At 67.7% G+C, this 25,244-nt stretch carries 23 protein-coding genes; 15 read left to right on the forward strand and 8 right to left on the reverse strand.

Annotated elements, in window-relative coordinates; all coding sequences use genetic code 11:
- Nucleotides 1–46 precede the first annotated feature (46 nt).
- The 7 genes from DFLDMN_RS23310 to DFLDMN_RS23340 all read left to right on the forward strand — a co-directional run bounded on the left by DFLDMN_RS23310 (nucleotide 47) and on the right by DFLDMN_RS23340 (nucleotide 6,765).
- Complete coding sequence (locus DFLDMN_RS23310) at nucleotides 47–886, forward strand: MarR family winged helix-turn-helix transcriptional regulator (RefSeq protein ID WP_423200240.1); 840 nt, start codon at nucleotides 47–49, stop codon at nucleotides 884–886.
- A 129-nt stretch (nucleotides 887–1,015) separates the two neighbouring features.
- A complete protein-coding gene (locus DFLDMN_RS23315; protein ID WP_423200241.1) occupies nucleotides 1,016–2,194 on the forward strand; it encodes an ABC transporter substrate-binding protein in 1,179 nt (392 codons plus the stop codon).
- Nucleotides 2,195–2,275: 81 nt separating this feature from the next.
- The gene (locus tag DFLDMN_RS23320; RefSeq protein WP_423200242.1) at nucleotides 2,276–3,166 is read left to right on the forward strand and encodes an ABC transporter ATP-binding protein; all 891 of its coding nucleotides are present in this window, start codon (nucleotides 2,276–2,278) and stop codon (nucleotides 3,164–3,166) included.
- A complete protein-coding gene (locus tag DFLDMN_RS23325; RefSeq protein WP_423200243.1) occupies nucleotides 3,163–3,909 on the forward strand; it encodes an ABC transporter ATP-binding protein in 747 nt (248 codons plus the stop codon). Before DFLDMN_RS23320 ends, DFLDMN_RS23325 begins: the two co-directional genes overlap by 4 nt.
- Entirely contained in the window at nucleotides 3,902–4,774 is an 873-nt protein-coding gene (locus tag DFLDMN_RS23330) for a branched-chain amino acid ABC transporter permease (protein ID WP_423200244.1), read from the forward strand. Before DFLDMN_RS23325 ends, DFLDMN_RS23330 begins: the two co-directional genes overlap by 8 nt.
- 42 nt (nucleotides 4,775–4,816) lie before the next feature.
- A complete protein-coding gene (locus DFLDMN_RS23335) occupies nucleotides 4,817–5,833 on the forward strand; it encodes a branched-chain amino acid ABC transporter permease (RefSeq protein ID WP_423200245.1) in 1,017 nt (338 codons plus the stop codon).
- Between the two features lie 89 nt (nucleotides 5,834–5,922).
- The gene (locus DFLDMN_RS23340) at nucleotides 5,923–6,765 is read left to right on the forward strand and encodes an SDR family NAD(P)-dependent oxidoreductase (protein ID WP_423200246.1); all 843 of its coding nucleotides are present in this window, start codon (nucleotides 5,923–5,925) and stop codon (nucleotides 6,763–6,765) included.
- On the opposite strand, the gene DFLDMN_RS23345 is transcribed toward DFLDMN_RS23340, so the two are convergent.
- The 4 genes from DFLDMN_RS23345 to DFLDMN_RS23360 all read right to left on the reverse strand — a co-directional run bounded on the left by DFLDMN_RS23345 (nucleotide 6,754) and on the right by DFLDMN_RS23360 (nucleotide 11,313).
- Nucleotides 6,754–8,367, reverse strand: a complete 1,614-nt coding sequence (locus tag DFLDMN_RS23345; RefSeq protein ID WP_423200247.1) for a PLP-dependent aminotransferase family protein — start codon at nucleotides 8,365–8,367, stop codon at nucleotides 6,754–6,756. The two genes, DFLDMN_RS23340 and DFLDMN_RS23345, sit on opposite strands and share 12 nt — an antisense overlap.
- Before the next feature lie 18 nt (nucleotides 8,368–8,385).
- Complete coding sequence (locus tag DFLDMN_RS23350; protein WP_423200248.1) at nucleotides 8,386–9,669, reverse strand: NAD(P)/FAD-dependent oxidoreductase; 1,284 nt, start codon at nucleotides 9,667–9,669, stop codon at nucleotides 8,386–8,388.
- Entirely contained in the window at nucleotides 9,666–10,010 is a 345-nt protein-coding gene (locus tag DFLDMN_RS23355) for a non-heme iron oxygenase ferredoxin subunit (RefSeq protein WP_423200249.1), read from the reverse strand. The genes DFLDMN_RS23350 and DFLDMN_RS23355 overlap by 4 nt, the downstream gene beginning before the upstream one ends.
- Nucleotides 10,011–10,089: 79 nt before the next feature.
- A complete protein-coding gene (locus DFLDMN_RS23360; protein WP_423200250.1) occupies nucleotides 10,090–11,313 on the reverse strand; it encodes a Rieske 2Fe-2S domain-containing protein in 1,224 nt (407 codons plus the stop codon).
- A 333-nt stretch (nucleotides 11,314–11,646) separates the two neighbouring features.
- Between DFLDMN_RS23360 and DFLDMN_RS23365 the strand changes: the two genes are divergently transcribed.
- Nucleotides 11,647–13,326, forward strand: coding sequence for a pyridoxamine 5'-phosphate oxidase family protein (locus DFLDMN_RS23365; protein WP_423200251.1), 1,680 nt, complete (start codon nucleotides 11,647–11,649; stop codon nucleotides 13,324–13,326).
- 142 nt (nucleotides 13,327–13,468) lie between these two features.
- Nucleotides 13,469–14,095: an FMN-dependent NADH-azoreductase gene (locus tag DFLDMN_RS23370; protein ID WP_423200252.1), complete on the forward strand. Its 627-nt coding sequence runs from the start codon at nucleotides 13,469–13,471 to the stop codon at nucleotides 14,093–14,095.
- Between the two features lie 23 nt (nucleotides 14,096–14,118).
- Here the strand turns inward: DFLDMN_RS23370 and DFLDMN_RS23375 are convergent, their stop codons facing one another.
- Nucleotides 14,119–14,976, reverse strand: a complete 858-nt coding sequence (locus DFLDMN_RS23375) for a helix-turn-helix domain-containing protein (RefSeq protein WP_423200253.1) — start codon at nucleotides 14,974–14,976, stop codon at nucleotides 14,119–14,121.
- A 368-nt stretch (nucleotides 14,977–15,344) separates the two neighbouring features.
- Here DFLDMN_RS23375 and DFLDMN_RS23380 point away from each other — a divergent pair, with 368 nt between their 5' ends.
- The 5 genes from DFLDMN_RS23380 to DFLDMN_RS23400 all read left to right on the forward strand — a co-directional run bounded on the left by DFLDMN_RS23380 (nucleotide 15,345) and on the right by DFLDMN_RS23400 (nucleotide 20,617).
- Complete coding sequence (locus DFLDMN_RS23380) at nucleotides 15,345–16,661, forward strand: Rieske 2Fe-2S domain-containing protein (RefSeq protein ID WP_423200254.1); 1,317 nt, start codon at nucleotides 15,345–15,347, stop codon at nucleotides 16,659–16,661.
- A gap of 79 nt (nucleotides 16,662–16,740) precedes the next feature.
- Nucleotides 16,741–18,177 (forward strand): glutamine synthetase family protein, encoded by a 1,437-nt coding sequence (locus DFLDMN_RS23385; RefSeq protein ID WP_423200255.1) that lies wholly within the window; start codon nucleotides 16,741–16,743, stop codon nucleotides 18,175–18,177.
- Between the two features lie 35 nt (nucleotides 18,178–18,212).
- A complete protein-coding gene (locus tag DFLDMN_RS23390; RefSeq protein ID WP_423200256.1) occupies nucleotides 18,213–18,536 on the forward strand; it encodes a 2Fe-2S iron-sulfur cluster-binding protein in 324 nt (107 codons plus the stop codon).
- Nucleotides 18,537–18,539: 3 nt separating this feature from the next.
- Nucleotides 18,540–19,796: an NAD(P)/FAD-dependent oxidoreductase gene (locus tag DFLDMN_RS23395; RefSeq protein WP_423200257.1), complete on the forward strand. Its 1,257-nt coding sequence runs from the start codon at nucleotides 18,540–18,542 to the stop codon at nucleotides 19,794–19,796.
- Nucleotides 19,797–19,888: 92 nt separating this feature from the next.
- Nucleotides 19,889–20,617, forward strand: coding sequence for a GntR family transcriptional regulator (locus tag DFLDMN_RS23400; protein WP_423200258.1), 729 nt, complete (start codon nucleotides 19,889–19,891; stop codon nucleotides 20,615–20,617).
- A gap of 168 nt (nucleotides 20,618–20,785) precedes the next feature.
- Here DFLDMN_RS23400 and DFLDMN_RS23405 read toward each other — a convergent pair whose 3' ends face one another.
- Complete coding sequence (locus tag DFLDMN_RS23405) at nucleotides 20,786–22,489, reverse strand: amidohydrolase (protein ID WP_423200259.1); 1,704 nt, start codon at nucleotides 22,487–22,489, stop codon at nucleotides 20,786–20,788.
- Between the two features lie 136 nt (nucleotides 22,490–22,625).
- Nucleotides 22,626–23,540, reverse strand: coding sequence for an oxygenase MpaB family protein (locus DFLDMN_RS23410; RefSeq protein WP_423200260.1), 915 nt, complete (start codon nucleotides 23,538–23,540; stop codon nucleotides 22,626–22,628).
- A gap of 177 nt (nucleotides 23,541–23,717) precedes the next feature.
- Between DFLDMN_RS23410 and DFLDMN_RS23415 the strand changes: the two genes are divergently transcribed.
- A complete protein-coding gene (locus DFLDMN_RS23415) occupies nucleotides 23,718–24,263 on the forward strand; it encodes a DUF4863 family protein (RefSeq protein WP_423200261.1) in 546 nt (181 codons plus the stop codon).
- 18 nt (nucleotides 24,264–24,281) lie between these two features.
- Here DFLDMN_RS23415 and DFLDMN_RS23420 read toward each other — a convergent pair whose 3' ends face one another.
- The gene (locus DFLDMN_RS23420; protein WP_423200262.1) at nucleotides 24,282–25,235 is read right to left on the reverse strand and encodes a LysR family transcriptional regulator; all 954 of its coding nucleotides are present in this window, start codon (nucleotides 25,233–25,235) and stop codon (nucleotides 24,282–24,284) included.
- Nucleotides 25,236–25,244 lie beyond the last annotated feature (9 nt).

A 25,244-nucleotide genomic window follows, 5' to 3' on the forward strand; every position in this document is an offset into this window, starting at 1 on the left:
TGTTGGGTAAAATGGTTGGGTACAAACGATTCGAGACCGCATGCCCATGAGCGCCACCGCCGACGACTTCGACCTGCAGACGCCCGAGAGCCGCGCGCGCCTGGCCCCGCGCCGCAAGCCGTATTGGCAGATCGTGGCGCCGGGACGCCACCTCGGTTATTACCGGGGCGTACGCTCGGCCACGTGGCATGTGCGCAAGTTCGTTGGGGAAGGGCGCTATGAGGAAGCCCGGCTGGGCCGCTGCAACGACGAAAGCGTGTTGCCGGTCGCCCAGGCGCTGACGTATGGCGAGGCCCTGGCGGCCGCCGAGGCATGGTTTGGCGGCATGCCGGCCGCGCAGAAGACGGCAGCGCCGGCCCGCGCCCGCGGCGCGCAGGAAGGCCCGCTCGACCGCCTCAAGTCCGATCGCCTCGATGCCATCTCGGACGCATGGGCGAAGGAACGGCCCGATATCGATTTCCGCCTGACCGGTTTCTTCCTGCGCATCGAGCACGCGCATTACCTGCACGAAAGACGACTGGCCGACATCTCGCGCGCGGTCGGCGTCAATATCGGCGACCTCCATGTGCTGCTGGCGCTGCGCCGCAGCGGGCCGGGTTACGCGCTGCGCCCGACCGACCTGTTTCGCACGCTGCTGGTCACCTCCGGCGCCATCACCAAGCGCATTGACCGGCTGGCGCAGCAGGCCCTGGTGGAGCGCCTCGCGGACCCCGACGACAGACGCTCCGAACTGGTGCGGCTGACCCGTCGAGGTGCGGCCGTCGCCGACGGCGCGATCTCGCGCATCAATCGCAACCTCGCCGCCATCGTGGCCGCGAGCGGTGTCACGCCCACCGAGCTGGCCGCGGTGGATGCCTGCTTCCGCAAGCTCGTCGCCACCATGTAGCACGCTGCACCAGACGCGGTCTCGGCGTTTTCCCTGATGCGGCCGGGTGGGATAGCGGCTAGCATTAAATCTTACTAGGAAGATATTTAAGGGGAAGCGATGGCGGGCAACAACACGAGTCGACGAAACATGCTGCGTTGGGGTGGGGCATGGCTGGGTGGTGCCTGGCTGGCGTCGCCGCTGATGCCCGCGGTTGCGCAACCGACCTTCCGCGGCCAGATCCGGTTGGGGCAGACCATGCCATACAGCGGTCCGGCGTCGGCGCTGAGCGCGCTGGGCAAGGTGCAGGCGCGGTATTTCCGCATGGTCAACGAGCGCGGCGGCATCCATGGCCGCGAGGTGGTGCTGCTTTCGCTCGACGATGGCTACAACCCGGCCAGGGCCGTGGAGCAGACCCGCAAGCTCGTCGAGCAGGAGCGCGTGCTGGCGATGTTCGCGAGCATGGGCACCGCGCAGAACGCCGCCGTGCAGAAGTACCTGAACGGCAGGAAGGTCCCGCAGCTGTTCGTCTATGCGGGCAGCGGGCGCTTTGCCGATCCCGCGCAGTATCCGTGGACGCTGCCGGGCATGACAACCTTCCCGACCGAGGCGGCGATCTACGCGGACTACATTCATCGCGTAAAGCCGGGCGCGAAGGTGGTGGTGCTCTACCAGAACGACGATTTCGGCAAGGAATACCTGGCCGCATTCCGCCGGCGCCTGCAGGAGACGAAGAGCGCGGTGCGGGTGGACATGGCGCTCACCTACGAGGTCACCACGCCGACCGTCGACTCGCAGGTGATCTCGCTGGCAGCCTCGCGGGCCGATGTCTTTCTCAATATCACCTCGCCCAAGTTCACCATCCAGGCGATTCGCAAGGCCCACGACCTCGGCTGGAAGCCGTTGCAGTTCGTGCCCATCACCAGCAACTTCATTGCCACGGTGCTCAAGCCGGCGGGCCTGGACCGTTGCGAGGGACTGATCTCCGCGACCCCGGCCAAGGCGGTGGGCGACGCCGAATGGCAAGACGATGCCGGCTATCGCGACTGGCTCGCCTTCATGCAGCGCTATTACCCGGAAGGCGATGTCACCGAACAGCTGAATCTCACGGGCTACAACATTGCCGTCCTGATGGAAAAGGTGCTGCGCGATTGCGGCGACGACCTGACCCCGGCGCGCCTGCTGCGCCAGGCCACGACCCTGCAGGACGTCGCCCTGCCCGGGCTGATTCCGGGCATCACTGTCAGTACCTCGCCGCAGGACTACCGGATCATTCGCCAGCTACGGTTGCAGCGCTTCGACGGCACGCGCTGGGTGCGGATGGCGTAACGGCGGGCTTTACCGCTCCGCCTTGCCGCCAGGTCACCCGACATCCTACTTCGCTCCACCGTCACCACGGAATTCATTCGCATGCTGATTGCCCGCACCGACAGCGGCCCCCCGCCGCATACCCGCTCGCCCGGCCCACCGCCGCGGCTTCATGCCGAAGAGGCGCTCTTGCGCGTCGCCAACCTGTCCGTCCGGTTTGGCGGCACGTGCGCGCTCGACGCCGTCAGCTTCACCATGCAACCGCGCACCGTGTGCGGCATCATCGGTCCCAATGGCGCCGGCAAGACCACGCTGTTCAATTGCCTGAGCCGGCTGTGCACGCCCCACGGCGGCACCATCGCCTTTGGCGGGCGCGATATCACCCATATCCCGCCCGAGCACGTCGCGCGGGTCGGCATCGCGCGCACGTTCCAGAACGTGGCGCTGTTCGACCGCCAGACCGTGCGCGCCAATGTGGAAGCCGGTTGCTACCGGCAACTGCATGGCAGGACGCTCGCACACATGCTGGGCCTGCCTTCGGCGCGCGCCGCGGTACGGCGCGTGCGGGACAACGTCGAGGCGTTGCTGGCGCGCACGCGCCTGGCGGAGATCGCCGACACCGTGGTGGCCGATCTGTCGTTCGGTACGCGTAAGCGCGTCGAGCTGGCCCGTGCGCTGGCCATGGCTCCGCGGCTGCTGTTGCTCGACGAGCCGGCCGCCGGGCTCAACTTCGAGGAGGTTGGCGAGCTCGAGAGCTGGATTCGCCTGATCTGTCGCGAACTCGGTGTGGCGGTGCTGCTGATCGAACACCATATGAACCTGGTCATGCGCGTCTCCGACCAGGTGATCGGGCTCGAATTCGGCCGCGTCATCGCCGACGGCACGCCGCGGCAGGTGGCCAGCCATCCCGAGGTGATCCGTGCCTACCTGGGAGATCAGGGCGGAGATCAGGGGAAGAATCAGGGGAAAAATCAGGGCGGAGACCGGCCATGAGCGATCAACATGCCATGTTGTCCGTGCGCGGCCTCTCGGCCGCGTATCGTGCGATGGAAGTCCTGCACGATGTTGCCCTTGAGGTGCCGCACGGCGGCATCACCACGCTGCTCGGCGCCAACGGTGCCGGCAAGACCACGCTGCTGCGCGCCATCAGCAACGTCATGGTGCGCACGCGTGGCGAGATCCATTTCGACGGTCGTCGTATCGACGGCACGGCTTGCGATGCGATCGCCCGCGCGGGTATTGCCCATGTTCCCGACGGTCGCGGCACGTTTGCCCAACTCACGGTCGAGGAGAACCTTTGCCTCGGTGCCATCTCGCGGCGCGACCGGCAGGCATGGATGCGCGACCTGACACGCATGTACGACTATTTTCCGCGCCTGCATGCCTATCGCCGCAAGGCGGCCGGGCTGATGAGCGGCGGCGAGCAGCAGATGCTGGCGATTGCACGGGCTCTCATGCTGTCGCCCCGGCTGCTGATGCTCGACGAGCCATCGTTCGGCCTTGCGCCGATGATCGTGCGCCAGATCTTTGGCATCCTGCAACAGATCAACGCGGAGCGGCAACTGAGCATCCTGCTGGTCGAGCAGAACGCCAGCCTCGCGCTGGAGGTGGCCACCAATGCGTACGTACTGGAGTCCGGCCGCGTCACCATCAGCGGCAGCGCGGCGGCATTGCGCGGCGACGCGCGCGTGCGGCGCGCGTATCTCGGCCATGGCGAGGAGGTAAGTCATGCCTGAATTTCTCCATCAATTGTCGGCCGGCGTGGTCAACGGCTGCATCTACGCGATGCTGGCGCTGGCGCTGGTGGTCGTGTACCGCTCCACCAACCATGTCAACTTTGCGCAGGGCGAGATGGCGATGTTCAGCACCTACGTCGCGGCGATGCTGCTCGATGCCGGCGTGCCGTACGTGCTGGCTTTCGCGGCCTGCCTCGTCTTTGCCTTCGTCTCGGGCGCGCTGGTCGAACGCGTGGCGCTGCGCCCGTTGCACCACGCGCCGATGCTGTCGGTAGTGACGGTGTTCGTCGCGCTCTACGTGATCATCGAGAGCGCCGCCGGACTTGCCTTCGGCTACGACACGCAGAGCTTTCCATCGCCATTCGAAGGCCTGGGCGCCCTGGGCGGTGGACTGGCCTCGGGCCACGAGATCGGCATCCTGATGACCACCGTCGGCGTGCTGGCGGCGATGACGGCGTTCTTCCGTTTTACGCGGCTGGGGCTGGCCATGCGGGCCGTGGCGGTACAGCCATTGTCGAGCCAGCTGGTGGGCATTCGCGTGAACCGGTTGCTGATGCTCAGCTGGGGCATCGCGGGCGCGGTCGGGGCGGTCGCCGGCATGCTGGCGGCCCCGATCGTCTTCCTCGACCCGCACATGATGAGCGGCATCATGATCTACGCCTTCGCGGCGGCCGTGGTGGGCGGCATCGACAGCCCGGTCGGCGCGGTCCTCGGCGGCATCCTGCTCGGCGTGCTCGAAAACCTCGCCGGTGCCTACCTGGTGGGCACCGAGCTCAAGCTGACGCTCGCGCTGGTGGCGATGATCGCCGTGCTGGTGATCCGGCCGCAAGGGCTGCTCGGCAGCCGCGCGGCCCAACGTTCATAGGCCCGCGGGCCAAACTTCTCCTGAACCATGACTGATTTTCCGATGCAAGCCGCCCGGCGGCACTCGCCGCGCGCCGGCGCCGCAGGCCTGCCGTGGCCGCGGATTCTTACCGTCGCACTGCTGGTTGGCGCGGCCTGGCTCGTGCTGTATGCGGCGCGCGGCTATACCGCGTTCCAGCTGGCCACCGTCATCGCCAGCGTGGTGGCACTGATGGGGGTGCAGTTTTTGATCGGTACCAGCGGGCAGATTTCGCTTGGGCACGGCGCCTTCTTCGCGGTCGGCGCCTATGCGGCCGCGTTGTGCGTCGATCGGGGCTGGGCGCCTTACTGGTTGACCATTCCGGTCGCGGGCGTGGTCGGCTACGTCGGCGGGCTGCTGTTCGGGCTGCCCGCGGTGCGCCTGGCGGGCCCTTACCTGGCGCTCGCCACCTTTGCCCTTGCGCTGGCGTTGCCGCAGGTCCTCAAGCATCCTGCGCTCGAGTCGTTCACGGGTGGGGTGGCCGGCATCAACCTCGACACGCCGCTGCCGCCATTCAGCGTGCCACTCGATGGCGACCAGTGGATGCTGGCCGTGGTGGCGCTCGCGGCGGTACTGATCCATCTGATGCTGCGTCGCCTGGCGGCCGGCCCCACCGGGATCGCGCTACGCGCGTTGCGCGACCAGCCGGCCGCCGCGCTCGCCGCCGGCATTCCGGTGCGGCGCTGGCGCGCCCAGGCGTTTGCCATCAGCGCGGCCGTGGTCGCCATGGCGGGCGCGATGCAGGCGCTGCTCACCCATTTCGTCTCCCCCGACGCCTTCACCGTACTGCTGTCGCTCGGCTTCGTTGCGGGCGTGGTGGTGGGCGGCACCGGTCATGGGCTGGGGCCGGTGATCGGGGCCATGTTCCTGGTGTTCGTGCCCGGCATGGCAGAGAACATCTCGAAGGCGGCCACGGGGCTGGTCTACGGCGCGCTCATGCTCGGCTGCGTGTTCATCGCTCCGCACGGACTCGCCGGCGTACTGTCGCGGTGCGCGGACTGGCTGCGGCGCCGGCGCGCGCGGGCGTCGGCACAACCGTGATGCCGCACCGCGTCGCGCACACGGAACGGAAACGCGGCCGCGCCGCCGGTATCGGCGCATTCAATGCAACTTTGGAGAACCAGGACAGCATGATGGATCAACAGAAGCCTCTCGCGGGCAAGATCGCAGTGGTCACGGGTGGTACGCGCGGCGTGGGCAAGGGCATGGCGCTCGGGCTCGGCGAGGCCGGCGCCACGGTCTATGTCACCGGGCGCACGCTGCGCGCCGGCGGCTCGATCTGGCCCGGCAGCCTGGAGGAGACCGCGGCCGAGGTGACGCGCCTGGGCGGCGTGGGCATCGCGGTCGCCTGCGACCACGCCGACGACGCCAGCGTCAAGGCGCTGTTCGAGCGCGTCGGCGACGAAGCAGGCCAGCTCGATATCCTCGTCAACAACGTGTTCGGTGCCCCCGATCGCATGCCCACCAACGTACCGTTCTGGGAGCTGCCGGACGACCTGTGGGACATGCTGATGCGCGTGGGCCTGCGCTCGCACTACATCGCGGCCCGCTTTGCCGCACCGATGATGGTCCCGCGCAAGCAGGGCCTGATCGTCAATACCTCGTCCGGTGGCGCGGTGCGCTACACCTTCAACGTGCCGTTCGGCGTGCAGAAGGCGGGCGTGGACAAGATGGCGAAAGACATGGCGCACGACCTGCGCGCGCACAACGTGGCCGCGGTGACGATCTGGCCCGGCTTCATCAAGAGCGAGAAGGTATTGGCACAGCCGGATCGGCTGCCGCCGGAACTGACCCGGCGCATCATGGAGCACGGGGAGACCGCGCAGTTTGCCGGGCGCGCCGTCGCGGCACTGGCGGCCGATCCCGCCCGCATGCGCAAGTCGGGACAGTTGCTGCTGGCCGCCGAACTGGCGGCGGAGTATGGCTTTACGGATGTGGACGGCCGCGTGCCGGCGGCCCCGTCACGCGTGTAGGCAGGCGCCAAGCGTCGCGGCAGCCCGCTCGGGGAGGTCGCGGCGCAGACCCGGCGCTGGTGGCATGGGCGCGCCGTGCCCAACCTGGTCGACAATGGCCGCAAGTGTCGCCACACCGCGCTCCATGCGTTCCACCGGGGTATTGGCGAAGCCGATCAGCAGACCGCGCCGGGACGGATGGCCAGCGCCCGTATCTGCACCGGTGATTGCGCCAGATTCCGCACAGTGCTGGCTCAGGGCCTGTACCCCGAGACCCTGCCGCGCGGCCAGCGCGGCAATCGCGACGTCATTGCACCCGTCACCGAGCGGCAGCACCAGATGCATGCCGCCCGCGGGCAGACCGGCGGGCCCGCCGAAATGGCGCCGCAGGGACGACACCAGCGCGGCTTGCCGCTCGGCATAGATACTGCGCATGCGGCCGATATGACGGGCCAGGTGGCCCTCGAGAATAAAGTCGGCGGTGGCGGCCTGCTCCAGCAGCGGCACCTGCAACTGGGTAAAGCGCAGCGCCGCCTGGAACGCGCGCGCGTGGGCGCCCGGGACCACCAGGTAGCCCAGGCGCAGGCCGGGAAACATGATCTTGCTGAAGCTGCCTACGTAGATTACCTGGTCCGCGCCACAGTCGAGGCCGCGCAAGGCGCGCACGGTGTGACCCGCGTAATGGAACTCGCTGTCGTAATCGTCCTCCATGATCCATGCGCCGGCCTGGCGCGCCCACGCCAGCAGATCCAGCCGCCGCGACAGGCTCATGGTGATGCCGAGCGGAAACTGGTGCGACGGCGTCACGCATGCGAGCCGCGCCGCCGGGGCCAGGCGGCGACCCATGGTCACGTCGATGCCCTCGCTATCCACGGGTACCGGCTGGGCGCGCACACCGGCGCCCACGAGCGCGCCGAGCGCGTTCCGATAGCCCGGATCCTCCACCCATGCCGTCTCGCCGGGATCGAGCAGTACCTGGGCCGCGAGCGACATGCCGCCCTGCGCACCGGCCACGATCAGGACCTCGTCGGCATCGCACGTAATGCCGCGCGACACGCCGAGGTAGGCGGCAATGGCGCGTCGCAACGGCGCATGGCCGGCCGCGCCCTGGTAATCGAGATGATCCGCGCTCAGGCGATGCGCGCGGCGCGACACGATGCGGCCCCACGTCTTCATCGGAAACTCGTCGAGCGCGGGCACGCCGACGCGAAACAGCGTGGCGGCGCGGTGCGGTATCGGCGCGGGCGCCGCCGCCTGGCCGCGTGCGGCCAGGCGCTGGACCTGCGCCGCACGCGCGGCCAGCCGCAGCGGCGCCTCGGCGTGGTCGCCGGCCGGCGGCCGCCGCAGCCGGTTGGACAACTGGCGCGAGACCACCGTGCCGTGACCGACCAGCGCGTCGAGGAAGCCCTCGGCCTGCAACTGGTCATACGCCACCACCACGGTATTGCGCGAGATATTGAGTTCATCGGCAAGATCGCGTGTCGACGGCAGGCGCACGCCGGGCTCGATGCGGCCGGCCAGGATGGCGGTGCGCAGGCTGTCGCAGAGCTGCTGGTACAGCGGGGTGGCCGCGCTCCGGTCGAGTTGCGCACACCATGCGAGGGTGTCGAGCATCGAGGTCATGGTGGGGGCTCCTGTGGGTCAAAGCAGCGCGCGCAGGTTCGAGGCGCAGTCCAGCACGCGCTGGTAGGGCAGGGTGCCATCGGGCTCGCTCGTGCGCTCCAGCGCGCGCTTGAGCGTGCGGATGTCGCGCCCGCGATTGATGCCGATGGCACCGATCAGGCGGTCCCGCCGCGCATACAGATGCAACGTACCGTCGCCGTCGGTGGCGACCATCGAGCGGTCGGCCGCGAGCGGCGCGCCAAGGATCTGCAGGTTGAGGTCGAACTGATCGGACCAGAACCAGGGCACGGCCTCGGCTTCAGGCCCGGCCACGCCGTCGGGCCCGGTATCGCGCAGCATCGCCGTGGTCGCGCGGATGGCCTGGACCGTCGCGTTGTTCCACGTTTCCATGCGCACCGTGGCGCCGTGCCAGCGGCACGGCGCGGCGGCGACATCGCCGACCGCGAAGATATCGGGATGCGAGGTACGACCATCGCGGTCGACCACGATGCCGTTGGCCACGGCGATGCCGGCCGTGGCGGCCAGGGTGGTGTTGGGCACGAGGCCGACGCCCGCCACGACCAGTCCGGCCGGCAGCGTACTGCCGTCCGCGAGCGTGGCCGCCGCGACGCCCTGTACGCCATGCAGCGCGGCGACGCCGCACTGGAGCCGGACATCGACGCCACGCGCGCGATGCATCTGGAGCAACTGTGCCGCCACCGCGGCCGGCAACGAGCGGCCGCACAATTGCGTGCCGGCCTCGACCACGGTCGTGGCGAGGCCAAGCTGCCGTGCCGCGGCGGCGATTTCCAGGCCGATCCAGCCACCGCCGACGATCAGCACCGGCGCCCGCGCGGCCTGGCAGGCTTGCAGCGCGGCGCGCAGACGCTCCGCATCGGCGGCGGTGCGCAGATAGCACACGTTATCGAGCTGCGCGCCCGGCACCGTGAGGCGGCGTGCCTCGCCGCCGGTGGCGATCAGCAACCGGTCGTAGGGCAGCGTGGCGCCGCTGCGCAGTACCACCTGCCGCGCAGTCACATCGATGCGCTCGGCCGCGTCGCCTAGCAAAAAAGTCTCCCGCGCGTGGTCGGGATGATCGGTCCGATGCGGGTCACCGGGCCGGCACAGTGTCAGGTCGGCCAGGCCGACCGTGCCCTGCAGGAACTGCTTGGACAACGGTGGTCGCTCGTAGGGATGATGTGGCTCGGCACAGACCACCGTGGTCATGCCGGGATAGCCGAGCGCGCGCAGGTTGCGCAGCGCGGCACCGGCGCCCTGGCCGCCGCCGACAATGACGATGCGTGCGGGAGCCCGCGCGCTCATGACGGTGTGTCCTCTGCCGGCACGGCAACGAACACGTGGTCGGCATCGATCCGGACCGGATACGTGCGCACATCGCAGTCCGCGACGGCCAGGCACTTGCCGGAGCGCACGTCGTACTTGGCGCCGTGCAGCGGGCATTCGACCACGTGGTCGTCGATGAAGCCTTCCGACAGCAGCGCAAACGCATGCGTGCAGACATCGTGCGTGGCAAACACGCCTTCCGGGAGCCGGTAGAGCGCGATCGGAATGCCGCGCAGCTTGAGTCCCTTGGGCGTGCCGGCGCGCACGTCAGCGGCCGCGCACGCGCGGACCCAGTGGTCGTGATTGGTGAGAGTTTCCATGTCGGCTGGTTAGAACGAGGTAAGAACAAGGGCAGCGGCCGGGCGTGGCACGGCCATGCCCGGCCATGGCGTACGGGCGTCAGCGCGGCAGCGTGCGCCAGTCGTCCCCGACCGACGCCATGCGCGCGCCGGTGGCGCGGATACTGGCGTGCGCTCGGCCCGCCGGCAGCGCGCTCGGGGGCAACTCGCCCGCGCTGAAGCGCTTGACCGCCTCCAGCAACTGGCGGCGCACGCGGATGATGGCCTGGTCGGCCGAGCACAGGTACTCCTTGGTGCGGTCCACGATCGCGCCCATGCTCACCTGCGTGACGAAGTCCTCCACCACGATTTCATGGAAGCCGGTATGGTTGCCGTGCTGCATGAGGCCGCGGTTCTGGCCCCAGTTGTCGGCGGCGGGACCGGGCAGGCCGCCGGCCATCGGCCACGTATTGGCGCGCTGCGTACGCTTCATCGAGTCGACCGGGCGCTCGGTGTTGTAGTAGATGTACCACTGGATCAGGTGCGTATCGTCGATCGGTACCGCGATGATCACGGTGCGGTCCTGCGCGGGCCCGATGCCGATGGGCGGAATCAGGCCGTAGTAGGGCATGACGAACTCGGTCACGCGGGCCACGCATGAACCGTCGGGCGCTTCGCGCAGCGCGGCCGCGCGGATACCGTAGTCGGTGTTCTCGAACTGGTAGCGCACCGCCGAATTGACGCGCGTGGCCGCCATGTCGGTGGGCGAGGCGGCCAGGTGGCTCTGGTGGAGCAGGGCGATATGCGAGGAATCGATGGTCGCTTCCACGCCCTGCAGCCAGTTGGCGTTCAGTTCGATGCCGCAGGCGTAGGCCTGCTCGGGCGGCAGCCCCATGAATTCGAAGTTCGGCGCCGGCGGCGCCTCGCCTTCACCGAGCCAGACCCACACGATGCCGGCGCCTTCGCAGGTCGGAAAGTGCCTGACCTTGACGGTGCCGCGGAAGCATTCGGGGTTGGACGCCTCGTTGGGGACTTCCAGCACCTCGCCCGTCACGCTGATCTTCCAGCCGTGGAAGATGCAACGGATCGCGCAGTCTTCGTTGCGGCCCAGCGCGAGCGACACGCCGCGGTGCGGACAGGCCTCGTCAAGAAAGCCGACGCGGCCATCGGTGGCCCGGAAGGCCACGAAGTTCTCGCCGAACAGGCGCACCTTGACGGGCGCGCCGTCCGCCACCAGCCGCGACGACAGCACCGCGGGCAGCCAGTACAGCTGCCTGAGCATGCGGCCCATCGGCGCGCCGTTCTCCACGCGGGTTAGCAATTCATTCTCTGCTGCGGTCGTCATTCCTCGATCTCCATGAAGTGGGGCCCCGGCATATCCGGGGTTGTTTCACATATGTCTTCCTAAGAAGATAAATGCATAAGGGTAAATTAGCGACATCGCGGTACGGTGTCCATTAAAGTGCGTAAGGTTGGGGGTTATCCCTAATGAGTTGGGTAAGAAATCGTTGGGGAAATCGGCGTCGGGACGAGCGGCGGCGCAGGTGCGCGGAGAGTACCCGATGGTGCATTGGTATGGCCATGTCGGCGCGATTGGCCCTTTCGCCAGGACCAATGCGCCCGCAGCATGACCCGACCAGTGCCATGTGGCACGCAAAGCGTGCAAAAAGGATAGGGAATGAACGATCTCGGCTACCCGGTCACGGACCGGTCGCGCGTGCGCCTGTTCGGCGGACGCGGCTCCAACGACAAGGCGGCGATTCACGACATCATCGACGCCGCGCTCTATGGCGTGGTGTCGTGGCAGCTGGAGGATCAGCCGTACGCCACGCCCACCATGGTGTGGCGCCATGGCGATGACCTCTACTGGCATGGCTCGGCCGGCAGCCGCATGCTCAGGCAGGTGTCGCAGGGCGTGCCGGTCTGCGTCAACTTCACGCTGCTCGATGGCTATGTGCTGTCGCGCCTGGCCTCGGCGCATACGCTGAACTACCGTTCGGTCATGGTGTTCGGCCGGCCCGAGCCCGTGACCGATCCGGCCGAGCGCCGCGCGCAGCTGCGGCACTTCCTGTCGCGCTATTTTCCGGGGCGCTGGGACGAGGTGCGGCAGCCGTCGGAGGCGGAACTGCACAGCATCATCATGGTCCGCATGCGCATCGACGAAGGTTCGGCCAAGCGGCGCGCGGGGCCGCCGGCCGACGGGCTGGCGATCTTTGGCGGCGAGGCGCTGTTTGCGCAGCAATGCTGGGCCGGCGAAATTCCGCTGGCCACCGTGGCCTTGCCGGGCCGCCCCGCGCGACGGCTGCACGAGTCGGTGACCACGCCGGACTATGTCACGCACTTTGCCGCGCGGGCGCATTGCCAGACGCCTGCCGACGTCAGCGTGCCCGATGGCCGCCAGGTGGTGACCGTGCAGGAAACCGAAATGGTCGGACACGACATCAAACGCATCCGCCTGGCCGTGGACACAGGCGCGGCGCTGCCGCCGATCGCGGCGGGAAGCCATGTACGGGTCGGGACCGTGCTCAACGACCGCACGCGCGAAGATCGTCAGTACACGGTGGTCGATGCCGCCGCCGACGGTAGCTGGTGCGAGATCGCGGTGCTGCGTGAAGATGCCGGGCGCGGCGGTTCGCGCTACCTGCACGACGAAGTGGGGGCTGGCAGCCGGCTCGAGATCGAGGTGCCGCCCAACGAGTTTCCGCTCGATCCCGCCACGCGCCACGCCATCCTGATCGCCGGTGGCATCGGCGTGACGCCGATCGTGGCGATGGCGCGCGAACTGCGGCGTATCGGCACGCCGTTCGAGGTGCACTACAGCGCGCGCGGGCTCGCCGACGCCGCCTTCGTCGACACGCTGCGCGCGCTGTGCGGCGATGCGCTGCATCTGTACGACACCGCGCACGGCGCAGCCGGCCGCATGCGTCTGGACGCAGTGCTGGCGGAACGCGTGGCCGGCACGCACACGTATACCTGCGGACCCGCGAGCCTGATCGATGCGGTGGTCGAGGCGGCCGCGCGCGCTGGCCTGCCATCGTCATGCGTCCATCACGAGCTGTTCAAGGCGCCGGCACCGCTCGCCACGGACAAGCCGCTCACGGTCAAGTTTGCCCGCTCGCAACGCGAGCTGCGTGTGGAGCCCGGCACGTCGATTCTCGACGCGGCGCTCTCGATCGGCATCCCGGTGCCGCATAGCTGCAAGCGCGGCGAGTGCGGGCTGTGTGCGACCACGGTGCGCTGTGCCAGCCAGGTCTCGCATCGCGACCGCTTCCTGACCGAATCGCAGCGAAACGAGGCAGGCATGGCATGCGTCTGTGTGTGCTGGGCCGAGGCCGAGTCGATGGAAGTCGATCTCTGAGCCGCGGGCATCCTGGCTGGACCGCCATCCGTGCGCCCATCCCGCATGCCATATGCATACGCCAACCCGACATGCCAACCCGATACGCCAACCCGATACGCCAACCCGATACGCCAACCCGATACGCCAACCGGAACCGCACGTGCCAAACATTCTCCATATCGTCTGCTCGCCACGCGAGGCCAGCCAGTCGCGGCTCGTTGCCGATGCGTTGGTCGGCACCTATATCGAAACCCACGCCGGCGCGCGCGTGGATGAACTCAACCTGTGGGACCTGGCGCTGCCGGAAATGCGCGAGGACGTGCTCAACGCGAAGTACGCGATCCTCGGCCGGCGCGAGCACACCCCCGCGCAGGCCGCGGCGTGGGCCACGGTGCAGGCCGAAGTGGCCCGTCTGCTGGCCTACGACGTGTTCCTGATCAGCACGCCGATGTGGAACTGGAGCCTGCCCTACCGGCTCAAGCACTATATCGACGTGGTGACCCAACCGGGCCTGACCTTCAAGTGGACGCCGGAACGCGGCTATGAGGGCCTGGTACTGGGCCGGCGTGCGGTAGTGGTGTACGCGAGTTCGTTCGACTACGGACACGGTTCGCCGCTGGCACGTCTCGATCACCAGAAGTCGTATCTTGAGGACTGGTTGCGCATCATCGGTGTCGACGACATCCGCACCATTGCGTTCGGGCCGACCCATCCCGATGCGCCGGCCATGCCGGCGATGCGCGACCAGGCGCTGCGGCGCGCGGTGGAGATCGCGCGGCAGCTGTAACCGGTCCCCGGAAGCGCGCGCGCTCAGTTACGCTCGCGCCGGATCCGCGCGGGCGTATTGCCCGCCAGCCGCCGGAAGCTGGTGGTCATATGGGCCTGGTCGGCAAACCCGCAGTCATGGGCAATCTTGATCAGCGGGGTATCGCTGCCGAGTAGCAACGCGGTGGCCCGCGCGACCCGCTGCAGCATGATGAAGCGCAGCGGGGCGTGCCCGGTCGACACGCGGAACGCTCGCATGAAATGGGGCAGGCTCAGTTCCGCCAGCGCAGCCAGCTCGGCCAGCGCCATGTCTTCGCCCAGGTGCGTGTCGATGTAGTCGAGTACCCGACGCAATCGGAATGGCGCCAGTCCGCCCTTGGGCGTGGGCGGCTGCGCGCCGGCCTGCAGCCGCGCCAGCTCCACCGCCAGCATGCCGACCAGGCTCTCGCAATAGAGCTGGCGGCCGGCGCGCGGCGTCACGCATTCGAGCGCAAGCCGCTCGGTCAGCGTCCAGATCGTCTTGTTTTCGAACATCAGCCGTGAGGCAAAGCGCGGCCCGCGGGGCGCGCCTTCGCAGGCGTGCCGCAGCAGCTCGTCGGCAAAGTGCACCACCACGCAACGAAAGCTGCGAATGAACTCGGTATGGCCATACGCTTCGCCCTCGCGGGCGATCAGGCTCAGATGGTCGCTGCCGCGATACGCATCCGGCAACGGACGCCCGGGGGCATGGCGCGCGTCGATGTGGCCACCGGTCTCACGTAGCGCCGCGCGCAGGCTGACCCGCGGCGAACCGAGCGGCCGCGCGGTGTCGGCGAGTTCGCCAAATTCGATGACCTCCACCTCACTGTCGGCCCATGTGCTGACGGCGCGGCGCTGCGGGGTATTGCTGACGATCTGGACCATGGCATGCGCTCCGGCGGGAATTTGTGACATGGCCGCGCGGTGCGGCCAGGCTGACGTTCATTGTATGCAGTATGAATGCAAAGTGGTGCAGTAATTTGTTTGTCGTATGCAGTCAGCGTGTTCCACGGGCTGTGGGAGGGTAAACACTTAGTCGCTCGTTCCGACTCGGTTTTTATCAATAAAATACTTTAAAAACAACTAAATACGTATTTATATGCATGTGATTTCTCGAGGCGGGCAGGCGGCATCAGCCGTGCCAACCGGAATTCAACTTGTCTTTGCTGTATGCACTGCTTACTATCCTGCATACAGCAAGACTGCATGCAGCAGCTGCACCCTTTGAATCCACCACGCAGGAGATCCCCATCATGATGTCTCAGGAACAGAACGACCTGATCACGCGCGTCGGCGCCAACGCGCCGGCCGGCCGCCTGTTGCGCCAGTACTGGCAACCGGTCGCGCTGGTCGACGAATTCCAGGGGGAGCGCCCGGTGCGCGCGGTGCGCCTGATGGGCCAGGACTTCGTCGTCTTCCGGGGCGAGGACGGTCAGTACGGCATGCTCGACCGCGACTGTCCGCACCGCGGCGCCGATCTCAGCTTCGGGCGCCTGGAAGACGGCGGCCTGCGCTGCCCGTTCCATGGCTGGCTGTTCGACCGCAACGGCACCTGCCTGCAGACGCCGGCGGAACCCGCCGGCAGCAAGCTGTGCACGCGCATCAGGCAGCGCGCCTATCCGGTGGTCGAGCGCAGCGGCATGCTGTTTGCCTATATCGGCGAGGGCGAGCCGCCGGCCTTTCCGGCATTCGACTGTTTTGTCGCGCCGGACCAGTACACCTTTGCCTTCAAGGGCCTGCTGGAGTGCAACTGGCTCCAGGCGCTCGAAGTCGGCATCGACCCCGCGCACGCGTCGTTCCTGCACCGCTTCTTCGAGGACGAGGACACCGCCGAGAGCTACGGCAAGCAGTTCCGCGGCGCCTCGGCGGATTCGTCCATGCCAATCACCAAGGTGCTGCGCGAATTCGAATGCCCGGACATCGGCATTGCCACCACCGACTACGGCATGCGCCTGACCGCGCTGCGCGACCTCGGCGAGGGCCAGCAGCATGTGCGCGTTACCAACGTGGTGTTCCCGCAGGCGTTCATCATCCCGATGAGCGCGGAGATGACGATCGCGCAATGGCACGTCCCCATCGACGACCATAGCTGCTACTGGTACGCCATCTTCACCAGCTTCACCGAGCCAGTGAACAAGCAGCAGATGCGCGAACAGCGCCTGGCGCTGTATGAACTGCCCGATTACCGGCCGCGCGTGCACAAGCGCAACAACTACGGTTTCAACCCGTACGAGCAACGCACCAGGACGTATACCGGCATGGGCCACGACATCAACGTGCATGACCAGTGGGCGGTGGAGTCGCAGGGCCTGATCCAGGACCGCACGCGCGAGCACCTGGGCACCACCGACAAGGGCATCATCGCGTTCCGCAAGCAGCTGGTCGCCGCCATCGAGGCTAACGAGCGTGGCGAGCGGGCACTGATGATGGTCGATGCCGGGCAGGCCAGCAAGCTTACGGGCCCGCCGTCCATCGATGGCGTGAGCACCGGCCACACTGACGCGGAAGACTACTGGCGCGGCGCCGACGCCAAGCGCCGCGCCGATTCCGAGTGGGCCTCCCGCGCCTGAGCCGGTTCCGCACGATTTTCCCTCACATCAACAGGCGGTGCGGCCGCGTCTCCCCCGGGACGCGGCCAGCCGGACCCATATGGCATTCGTAGAAAAATTCGGCGTCTGGACCGATACGCAGACGCTCGCCGCCAACGAGGTGGTGCAGCGGCTGTCCGCGGGAGACATCGATGTCGTCCGCTTTTCGTTTCCGGACCAGCACGGCGTGCTGCGCGGCAAGACCTTGGTCGCGTCGGAGGCCATCAAGGCGCTGCGCAGCGGGATCAACGTCACCACCACGCTGTTCGCCAAGGACACTTCGCATCGCACCGTGTTTCCGGTCTTCAGCAGTGGCGGTGGCTTCGATATTCCCGGCATGCAGGGCGGGGCGGACGTCACGCTGATTCCCGACCCGACCACGTTCAAGGTATTGCCGTGGTCGCCCAACACCGGCTGGATCCTGTGCGATCCGTACTTCCAGGATGGCCGCTGCGTGCCGTTTGCCACGCGCCGCATCCTGCGCAACGCCGAGGAGCGGCTGGCCGCCGCGGGCTACGAGCTGATTACCGGTCTCGAGGTCGAGTTCCACGTGTTCCGCCAGGTCAGCGAGCATATGGCCCCGGACGATGCCGGCCAGCCCGGCGAGCCGCCCGAGGTCGAGCTGCTGTCGCATGGCTATCAGTTCCTGACCGAGCTGCGCTACGACGCCACCGAAGCCGTGATCGAACTGATCCGCAAGAACGTGCAGCCGCTGGGCCTGCCCGTGCGTTCGCTCGAAATCGAGTTCGGGCCCAGCCAGTTCGAATTCACTTTTGCGCCCGCCACACCGGTGGCCACGGCCGATGCGATGGTGCTGTTCCGCAGCGCGGTCAAGCAGATCTGCAAGCGGCACGGGTACCACGCCACGTTCATGTGCCGTCCCAAGATCCGCAACGTGGTGTCGAGCGGCTGGCATCTGCACCAGTCGCTGCGCCGCCTGGACGATGGCGGCAACGCCATGGTGCCGGACCGCGCCGGCGAAGACCTGTCGCCGCTCGGCCGCCATTACCTGGGCGGCCTGCTGCAGCATGCCTGCGCCGCCACCGCGTTCTCCACGCCGACCATCAACGGCTACAAGCGCTATCGCGCCTATTCGCTGGCGCCGGATCGCGCCATCTGGGCACGCGACAACCGGGGCGCGATGCTGCGCGTGCTGGGTGGCGCCGGCGACGCCGCCACCCGCATCGAGAACCGCGTGGGCGAGCCGGCGGCCAATCCGTACCTGTACCTCGCCTCGCAGGCGGTGTCCGGTCTCGACGGCATCCGGCGCGAGCTCGATCCGGGCCCCTCGGCCGACTCGCCGTATGAGACCCCCGCGCCGTGCCTGCCGAAAACGCTCGAGGACGCGCTGGCCTGCCTGCGCGGCGACGAGGTGCTGCGCGAGGGCATGGGCGATGGCTTTGTCGATTACTTCTGCCATATCAAGGAAGCCGAGATCGCACGCTTCAACCTCGAAGTGAGCGACTGGGAGCAGCGCGAATATTTCGATACGTTCTGAGCGATACGTTCCGGGCGTCAAGTAGAGAGGATGTCATGCCGACGATTACCTATGTCCTGAAGGACGGCACTGAGAAACAGGTGGCTTCGGCCAGTGGAAAGACGCTGATGGAAGTGGCGATCGCCAGCAACGTGCGCGGCATCGATGCCGAGTGCGGCGGCTGCTGTTCGTGCGCGACCTGCCATGTCTATGTGGACGAAGCGTGGGCCGAGCGGCTGCCCGCGCCAGACGAGATGGAGTGCGAACTGCTCGATGGCGTGGCCGCCGAGCGCGCGCCCACCAGCCGTCTGAGCTGCCAGATCGTCATCAGCGATGCGCTGGACGGCCTGATCGTGCGCGTGCCGCCGACGCAGGGGTAGACCATGGCCGAGCTCGTCATTATTGGCGCCTCATACGCCGGCACGCAGCTGGCCCTGGCCGCGCGCGCCGGCGGCTTCGCGGGCGGCATCACCATGATCGGCGACGAGACCGTGGCGCCGTACCAGCGGCCGCCCCTGTCCAAGGCGTTCCTGCGCGAGGATATCGAGGCGGCGAGCCTGCAGTTGCAGTCGCCCGAGCGCTTTGCCGAGGAACGCATCGAACTGAGGACCGGCATCGCGGCGCTCGGTATCGACCGGGCCGCGCAGACCGTCCTGCTGTCCGATGGCATGCGCGCCCGCTACGACCATCTGGCCTTGACCACTGGCGCGCGTTGTCGGCGGCTGGCGTGCCCGGGCGCGGAGTTCCGGCATGTGTATTACCTGCGCAGCCTGGCGGACGCGCGCGCGATCAAGGCCGGCGCGGCCCAGGCGAAGCGGGCCGTGGTGATCGGTGGCGGCTTTATCGGGCTCGAGGTGGCGGCGTCGCTGCGCGCGCAGGGGCTGGAGGTGGCGGTCGTGGAGTTGCAGCACCGCCTCCTGCAACGGGCCGTGCCGGCACTGATTTCGGACTTCCTGCGCGGCGCGCACGAGGCGCAGGGCGTGCGTTTCCATCTGGGCATCGGCGTGCGCCGCCTGCATGGGGATGCCGGCGGAGACGTCAGCGGCGTGGAGCTCGACAACGGCGAGATCCTGCCGGCCACGCTGGTGGTGGCCGGTCTCGGCGTGGTACCCAATGTGGAACTGGCCGAGCAATGCGGGCTGGCGGTCGACAACGGCATCGTGGTGGACCGCTTTGCCCGCACCAGCGATCCGCGCATCGTGGCGGCTGGCGACTGCGCGGCATACCCGAATCCATGGCTCAACGGCACCTTTCATGCACCCGGTGAAGCCGCCGTGCGGCCCGTGCGCGTCGAGTCGATCCAGAGCGCCAACGACCTGGCCCGGGTGGCCGCCGCAACCATCGTGGGGCAGCCAGCCCCCTACGACGCGGTGCCCTGGTTCTGGTCCGATCAATACGGCTACAAGCTGCAGATGGCGGGCTGCTCGCACGGGCATGACGAGGTCATCGTGCGCGGCGAAGTGGCCGCGGGCAAGTTCACCGCGGTCTACCTGCGCAATGGCGTGATGATCGGCGCCGATTCAGTCAACCGCCCGCAGGACCACATGGCCGCGCGGCGCCTGGTGGCGGCCACGGTACGACCCGGTGCGGCGGCCTTGAGCGACGAAACCGTTGCCCTGAAAGCGTTGCTGCCCGCTTGACCGCACGGGCGTGGTGTACCATACCGCCATTGCATGCAACCGGGTCTGCATCGTATGCAGCCCGGTGGCACCACCCACGATGTGAGGTATCGATGGAATCCCACCAGACCCGTGTATTGGTCCAGCTGCGCGACCTGATCCTGAAGGGCGAATTCGAGCCCGGCGCGCGCCTGGCCGAAATCCCGCTCGCGGAGAAACTCGGCGTGTCCCGTACGCCGGTGCGGCTCGCGCTGGCCTCGCTCGAACAGGAAGGACTGATCGAGCCGTCGCCGAGCAGCGGCTACATGATGCGGCGTTTTACGCCGCGCGAAATCCAGGACGCCATCGCGGTGCGCGGTCACCTCGAAGGCATGGCGGCCCGCCTGGTGGCCGAGCACGGCTTGTCGCGCCAGCTCTCGCTGGACCTCCAGGAATGCCTGCGTGAAGGCGATCGCGCGCTGGTCAAGGATCAGCTCGACTACGACGACTACGTGGCCTACAGCAATATGAACGACCGCTTCCACGCGCTGATCGTGGAAGGCAGCGGCAACAGCGCGCTGGCCCGTGCGATCGAGCTCAACAACCGCCTGCCGTTTGCCGCCGCCAGCGCCATGCTGCCGATGCAATCGGCGGTGGCGGAGGGGCACCAGTGGCTGCGCTATGCGCACCAGCAGCACCACAGCCTGTTCGATGCCATGAAGCGCGGCGAGGGCGCGCGTGCCCAGGCGCTGGCTTGCGAGCATGTCAATGTCGCGCGCATGAACCTCGAAAATGCGTTGGACCGGCCCGAGCAGGCGTCGCAGGTGATGCCGGCCATGCGGCTGTTCGTCAGCGCGGCTTAGGGGGGGGTACAGGGTGGCATAGGGGTGGCGTAGGCGGTGGCGTAGGGGGGGGCACGGCGTGGCGCGCCCCATGGAATCGCCTGGCGGCATCAAGCCCCGCGGCCGGTGCCGGCGCGGGGCTTTGCACTTTGGCGCCGCGGCGGTGTTGCTGGCCGCGTGCCCTGGCGACTACTTCGCCTGGTACACCACCTTGTCGCCGACGATGGTCTGCACCGGGCGAATATCCTTGATGGCCGCGTCAGGCACCGTGGTGTAGTCGGCCGAGAGGACCACCATGTCGGCAAACTTGCCGACCTCGATCGAACCCTTGCGCTTCTCTTCGAAGGTGTAATACGGTCCCGCGTTCGTATAGAGCCGCAACGCTTCCTCGCGCGTCAGTGCCTGCTCGGCGCCATACACCTTGCCGCGCGGATCCTTGCGCGTGACCATCACATACAGGCCGACAAACGGGTTGAGGATATTGACCTGATTATCGGTACCGGCCGCGGTGCCGCCCACGCCGAGAATATCGACCAGCCAGCGGCTCGGCACCGCGCGGTTGGCGAGCGCCGTGCCCATGTACTTCTCGACCGTGGCGGCCTTGTCCCACATGAAGATGTTCTGCGCATCCACACGCACGCCCAGCTGCCTGGCGCGCAGGATCTGCTCGCGCGTCATCAGGCTGCCATGGATCAGCACAAAGCGGCGGTCGCGAATCGACTTGTCGCGGTCGGCGCCGGCGTAGGCGTCGAGCACGAGGTCCACCGCCGCGTCGCCCACCGCATGCGTCCCCACGCGCCAACCGTAGCGGTTGGCCAGGATCACGCTCTGCCTGTATGCCGCCGGGTCCAGCGCCAGCGTGCCATGGTTATGCGGATCGTCGGCGTAGGCTTCGCGGATATAGGCCGACTTCAGCGTCATGCCGCCATCCGACACGATCTTGATACCGGCCGTGCGCACCCAGTCGTCGCCGGTGTTGTCCTTGAGCTTGACCGCCTTGAGCCGCGTCTCGAATTCGGCGGCCGTGCTCGCCACGGGCTTCCACATGACCCCGGTGCGTACGGTGGACCGATGCTGCTCGGCCACCGCAAAATAGGCGCGGATCTCTTCCTCGGTCAACGCCGCATCGATGGTGCTGGTAATGCCGGACTCGTTATAGACGTGCTGCGCGGCGACCAGTTGATCGACGAGCTGCGCGAAGGTGGGGCGCGGAATCACACGCTCGACCAGTTCGATCGCGGTCTCTTCGAGCAAGCCGGTGGCATCCCCATTGGCATCGCGATAGATCTTGCCGCCCACGGGGTCCCGGGTGTCGCGCGTGATGCCGGCCAACGCGAGCGCCTTGGTATTGGCCATGGCGAAATGCCCCACGGTCTGCACGAACAGCGGGTTGTGCGGCGCCGCCGCATCGAGTTCCTGGCGCGTCAGGTAACGGTGCTCCTGCAGCTGCGAGGGCGGATGCCAGCGCCCGGACTTGACCCATGCGCCGGCCGGCACCTGCTTGCGCGCGATGAACGCGGTGATGATCTGCTGGGCCTCGGCCACGCTTTTCGCGTGGATGACCTGGGCCGTGGTCTCGGCCGTACCGGCGCCAATCATATGGCTATGGCTGTCCATCATGCCCGGAATGACGGTCTGCCCCTTGAGGTCCACCACACGCGTGGTGGTGCCGGCCAGCTTGCGCATGTCCTCGGACGAACCCACGCCGATGAACTTGCCGTCCTTGACTGCGACCGCCTGCGCGATCGAAAACGCGGGGTCGACCGTCACGATCTTGCCGTTCAGGTAGACCGTATCGGCGCTGCCGCCGGTGCCGGTGCCGCTGGCACAGGCGACCAGCGCGGCGCACAGGGAGGGGAGTAGCAGGACGTTCAGGGGCGTGCGGCGGATCATTCTCGACTCTCTTTCGGGTGGGCGTAAAAAACAGGATGCGGATCACAATTGCACTTTGCTGCATACAGTGCAGTGCAATCATATACGCCGCATTCGCCTGATCGTCTTGTTTTTTCCCGAAAGCACGGGTTAATACCTAGATTTTTCGCGGTTCGGATGACATGTTGCATACAACCGCAGCCACCCGCGCCCGCGCGCGTTGTCCCGCGGTCTGTCGGATCGCCCAGCGCAGGACCCGGCAAGCGACGCGCGTGGCGGGTACCACCAGCCCGTGGCGGCGGCCCAGGGCACCGGTCATGAGGGTGCGTGCCGCTGGCGGCAGCAGCTGTACCGCGGCCGCGACGAACAACCGCATGGCGTGGCGGTCGGCACGCGACGCATCGCGGTGGGTCAGCAACTGCCCGATGGCGGTGTGCATGCTTGCGCTGGCGACCCACTGCGGGCGGCATGCGTCGATGCACGCGTCGACTGCCGCGCGGTTTTCGGGCACGTCGGTCGCGCCGAGCCGGCGTGCAATCGTCGCGGTCTCGGCGAGATAACGGTCCTGATCGGCACCGGAGAGTCCGGCATCCGCATACGCGAGGTACGCCGCAAGAAAGCTCGACACTTCGGCGACATGCACCCACCTCAGCAGATCGGGGTCGCGCGCCGCATACGGCCGCCCGTCGGGCGCCACGCCGGCGATATCGCGATGGATGCGATTGACACGGTCGATCAGCCCGCTGGCGTCGCGCACGCTGCCGAAGGTGGTGCCCGTAATGAACTGCGCGGTGCGCGCGAGGCGGCCGCGCATGTCCTGCATGAAGATCGAATGCTGGAGCACGCCGGTCAGCGCGAGCGGATGCAGCGCCTGCAGGATCAATGCACGAATGCCGCCGATCATCATTGCCGGAAAGTCGTCGTGAATGGTCCAGCACACCGCAGCGGGACCGAACAGGCCCGGATCGCCGGGCGGATGGGAAAGGTCGAGCGCGAAACCTGTGTCAGGCCGCGTGGCCGCCCATACGCGTTGTTCGATGCGGCGGCGGAGCAGGTCGAGGGGAGCTGGCATGAAGGGGCGTGGAGCGATGCGTGCGCCGGATTCTACGAGCGTGCCGGGCCGGGTGGTCGCCTGTGCGCGCGGTGGCGCAAGTCCGGGAAAAAACGCGCGGGTCTCGTACAAAGGATTCCGGTGGCGCGTTTCTACACTGGCCCTGCGAACCCGACATCCATACCGGAGAGACACGTCATGAACCAGCCCCACCCGAAGCCCGCCACCCCCACCCCCACTGCCGCTGCCCGCGATGCGGCAGTCGGCAGCAGCACGCGCGAACAACTCAAGCGCGAGGCCATCCGCCTGCTCGCCACGGTAAAGGACCGCCCGCTCGGCGCCGAGACCGAAGTCTGGCTCAATCGCACCTATCCGCCCGGCAGCGAACTTTACGAAAGCCTGGCCGCCCTGATCCGCGCCGGCGAGCAGGAAGGCTGGGCCTGCAATATCGAGATCACCGGGCCCGAGTACCGCCGCAGCCCGGTCTATGCGGCCAGCGACGAGACCTTCGGCTTCAGCATCAACAGCGTGTACATGGACAACCTGATCGGCCAGTACCACGCGCATCCGAATGGCGAGATCAACATGATCGTGCCGCTGGATCCGGGCGCGAAGTTCTGCGGGCAGGGCGCCGGCTGGACCGCGCCGGATCCGGCCAGCGAGCACTTTCCGGAAGTCTCGGGCGGACGCGCCATCATGTTGTACTTCCTGCCGAACGGGGAAATTACCTACAACGGCAAGTAAGCCCGCGGGCGGCGCGCATCAACCGGTGCGAAAGCCGTCCTTCAACTGTTGCCGCAGGTAGTCGACGAAGACCTTGACCGAGAGCGGCACGTAGGGACTGTAGGGGCGGATGGCGAACAGGTGGTTGCCGAACGCCCCGGCCGAGCGCCAGTTGGGCAGCACTTTCACCAGCTTGCCGCTCTGCAGTTCCGCCTGTGCGGAGAAGTCCGGCAGCAGTGCGATGCCGAGCCCCTTGAGCGCGGCTTCGCGCAAGGCCTCGCTATTGTTGGCGGCAAAGTTGCCGCGAATCGCCACGTTGCGCCGGCCGCCGCCACCGCGGATCGGCTCGAAGCTCCAGGCCGGCGACTCGCCGCGGCGGAAGTAGTGCAGGCAGCTGTGGGTCGAGAGTTCTTCGGGCGTGGCCGGCATGCCGTGGCGATCGAGGTAGCTGCGCGCCGCCACCAGTACCGCATGCGTGCGGCACAGCGTCCATGCGACGTGCGTGTCGGGCGCGGCGGCGGTATGGCGGATGGCGAGATCGAAGCCCTCCTGGACCAGCGAGGACAGCTTGTCCGAGAGTTCGAGCTCGATCCTGACGTCGGGATAGGTCTTGAGGAAGTCCGGAATGCGCGGCACGATCTGCTGGCGGCCCAATGCCACCGGCGCCGTCACGCGTAGCAGGCCGCGCGGGGCGCCGACCAGGTCGCGCACGCCGGCAAAGCTGCGCTCGATATCTTCGAACGAGGCGCGCGTGCTATCGGCCAGTTGCTGGCCGGCTTCGGTCAGCCGCATGCTGCGCGTGGTGCGCCGCACCAGCGCGACGCCCGCGGCCCGTTCCAGTTCCGCGATGCGCTGGCTCAGCGCACTTTTGCTGAGGCCGAGGCGCGCCGCCGCGGCCGTATAGCTGCCGAGCTCGCCCAGCACCACCAGCGAGTGGAGGTGCGCCCAGCGGGTTTCCCCGCCGTCGCGGGCTTCCTTGTGATCGTTTGCCATGCGCGGATT

This window comes from Cupriavidus sp. H19C3, assembly GCF_049393815.1.
Lineage (GTDB): Bacteria > Pseudomonadota > Gammaproteobacteria > Burkholderiales > Burkholderiaceae > Cupriavidus.

Coding starts and splice junctions, on each gene's coding strand:
- DFLDMN_RS23310 (WP_423200240.1), top strand. CDS start 47: ATGAGCGCCACCGCCGACGACTTCGACCTGCAGACGCCCGAGAGCCGC.
- DFLDMN_RS23315 (WP_423200241.1), top strand. CDS start 1,016: ATGCTGCGTTGGGGTGGGGCATGGCTGGGTGGTGCCTGGCTGGCGTCG.
- DFLDMN_RS23320 (WP_423200242.1), top strand. CDS start 2,276: ATGCTGATTGCCCGCACCGACAGCGGCCCCCCGCCGCATACCCGCTCG.
- DFLDMN_RS23325 (WP_423200243.1), top strand. CDS start 3,163: ATGAGCGATCAACATGCCATGTTGTCCGTGCGCGGCCTCTCGGCCGCG.
- DFLDMN_RS23330 (WP_423200244.1), top strand. CDS start 3,902: ATGCCTGAATTTCTCCATCAATTGTCGGCCGGCGTGGTCAACGGCTGC.
- DFLDMN_RS23335 (WP_423200245.1), top strand. CDS start 4,817: ATGCAAGCCGCCCGGCGGCACTCGCCGCGCGCCGGCGCCGCAGGCCTG.
- DFLDMN_RS23340 (WP_423200246.1), top strand. CDS start 5,923: ATGATGGATCAACAGAAGCCTCTCGCGGGCAAGATCGCAGTGGTCACG.
- DFLDMN_RS23345 (WP_423200247.1), bottom strand. CDS start 8,367: ATGACCTCGATGCTCGACACCCTCGCATGGTGTGCGCAACTCGACCGG.
- DFLDMN_RS23350 (WP_423200248.1), bottom strand. CDS start 9,669: ATGAGCGCGCGGGCTCCCGCACGCATCGTCATTGTCGGCGGCGGCCAG.
- DFLDMN_RS23355 (WP_423200249.1), bottom strand. CDS start 10,010: ATGGAAACTCTCACCAATCACGACCACTGGGTCCGCGCGTGCGCGGCC.
- DFLDMN_RS23360 (WP_423200250.1), bottom strand. CDS start 11,313: ATGACGACCGCAGCAGAGAATGAATTGCTAACCCGCGTGGAGAACGGC.
- DFLDMN_RS23365 (WP_423200251.1), top strand. CDS start 11,647: ATGAACGATCTCGGCTACCCGGTCACGGACCGGTCGCGCGTGCGCCTG.
- DFLDMN_RS23375 (WP_423200253.1), bottom strand. CDS start 14,976: ATGGTCCAGATCGTCAGCAATACCCCGCAGCGCCGCGCCGTCAGCACA.
- DFLDMN_RS23380 (WP_423200254.1), top strand. CDS start 15,345: ATGATGTCTCAGGAACAGAACGACCTGATCACGCGCGTCGGCGCCAAC.
- DFLDMN_RS23385 (WP_423200255.1), top strand. CDS start 16,741: ATGGCATTCGTAGAAAAATTCGGCGTCTGGACCGATACGCAGACGCTC.
- DFLDMN_RS23390 (WP_423200256.1), top strand. CDS start 18,213: ATGCCGACGATTACCTATGTCCTGAAGGACGGCACTGAGAAACAGGTG.
- DFLDMN_RS23395 (WP_423200257.1), top strand. CDS start 18,540: ATGGCCGAGCTCGTCATTATTGGCGCCTCATACGCCGGCACGCAGCTG.
- DFLDMN_RS23400 (WP_423200258.1), top strand. CDS start 19,889: ATGGAATCCCACCAGACCCGTGTATTGGTCCAGCTGCGCGACCTGATC.
- DFLDMN_RS23405 (WP_423200259.1), bottom strand. CDS start 22,489: ATGATCCGCCGCACGCCCCTGAACGTCCTGCTACTCCCCTCCCTGTGC.
- DFLDMN_RS23410 (WP_423200260.1), bottom strand. CDS start 23,540: ATGCCAGCTCCCCTCGACCTGCTCCGCCGCCGCATCGAACAACGCGTA.
- DFLDMN_RS23415 (WP_423200261.1), top strand. CDS start 23,718: ATGAACCAGCCCCACCCGAAGCCCGCCACCCCCACCCCCACTGCCGCT.
- DFLDMN_RS23420 (WP_423200262.1), bottom strand. CDS start 25,235: ATGGCAAACGATCACAAGGAAGCCCGCGACGGCGGGGAAACCCGCTGG.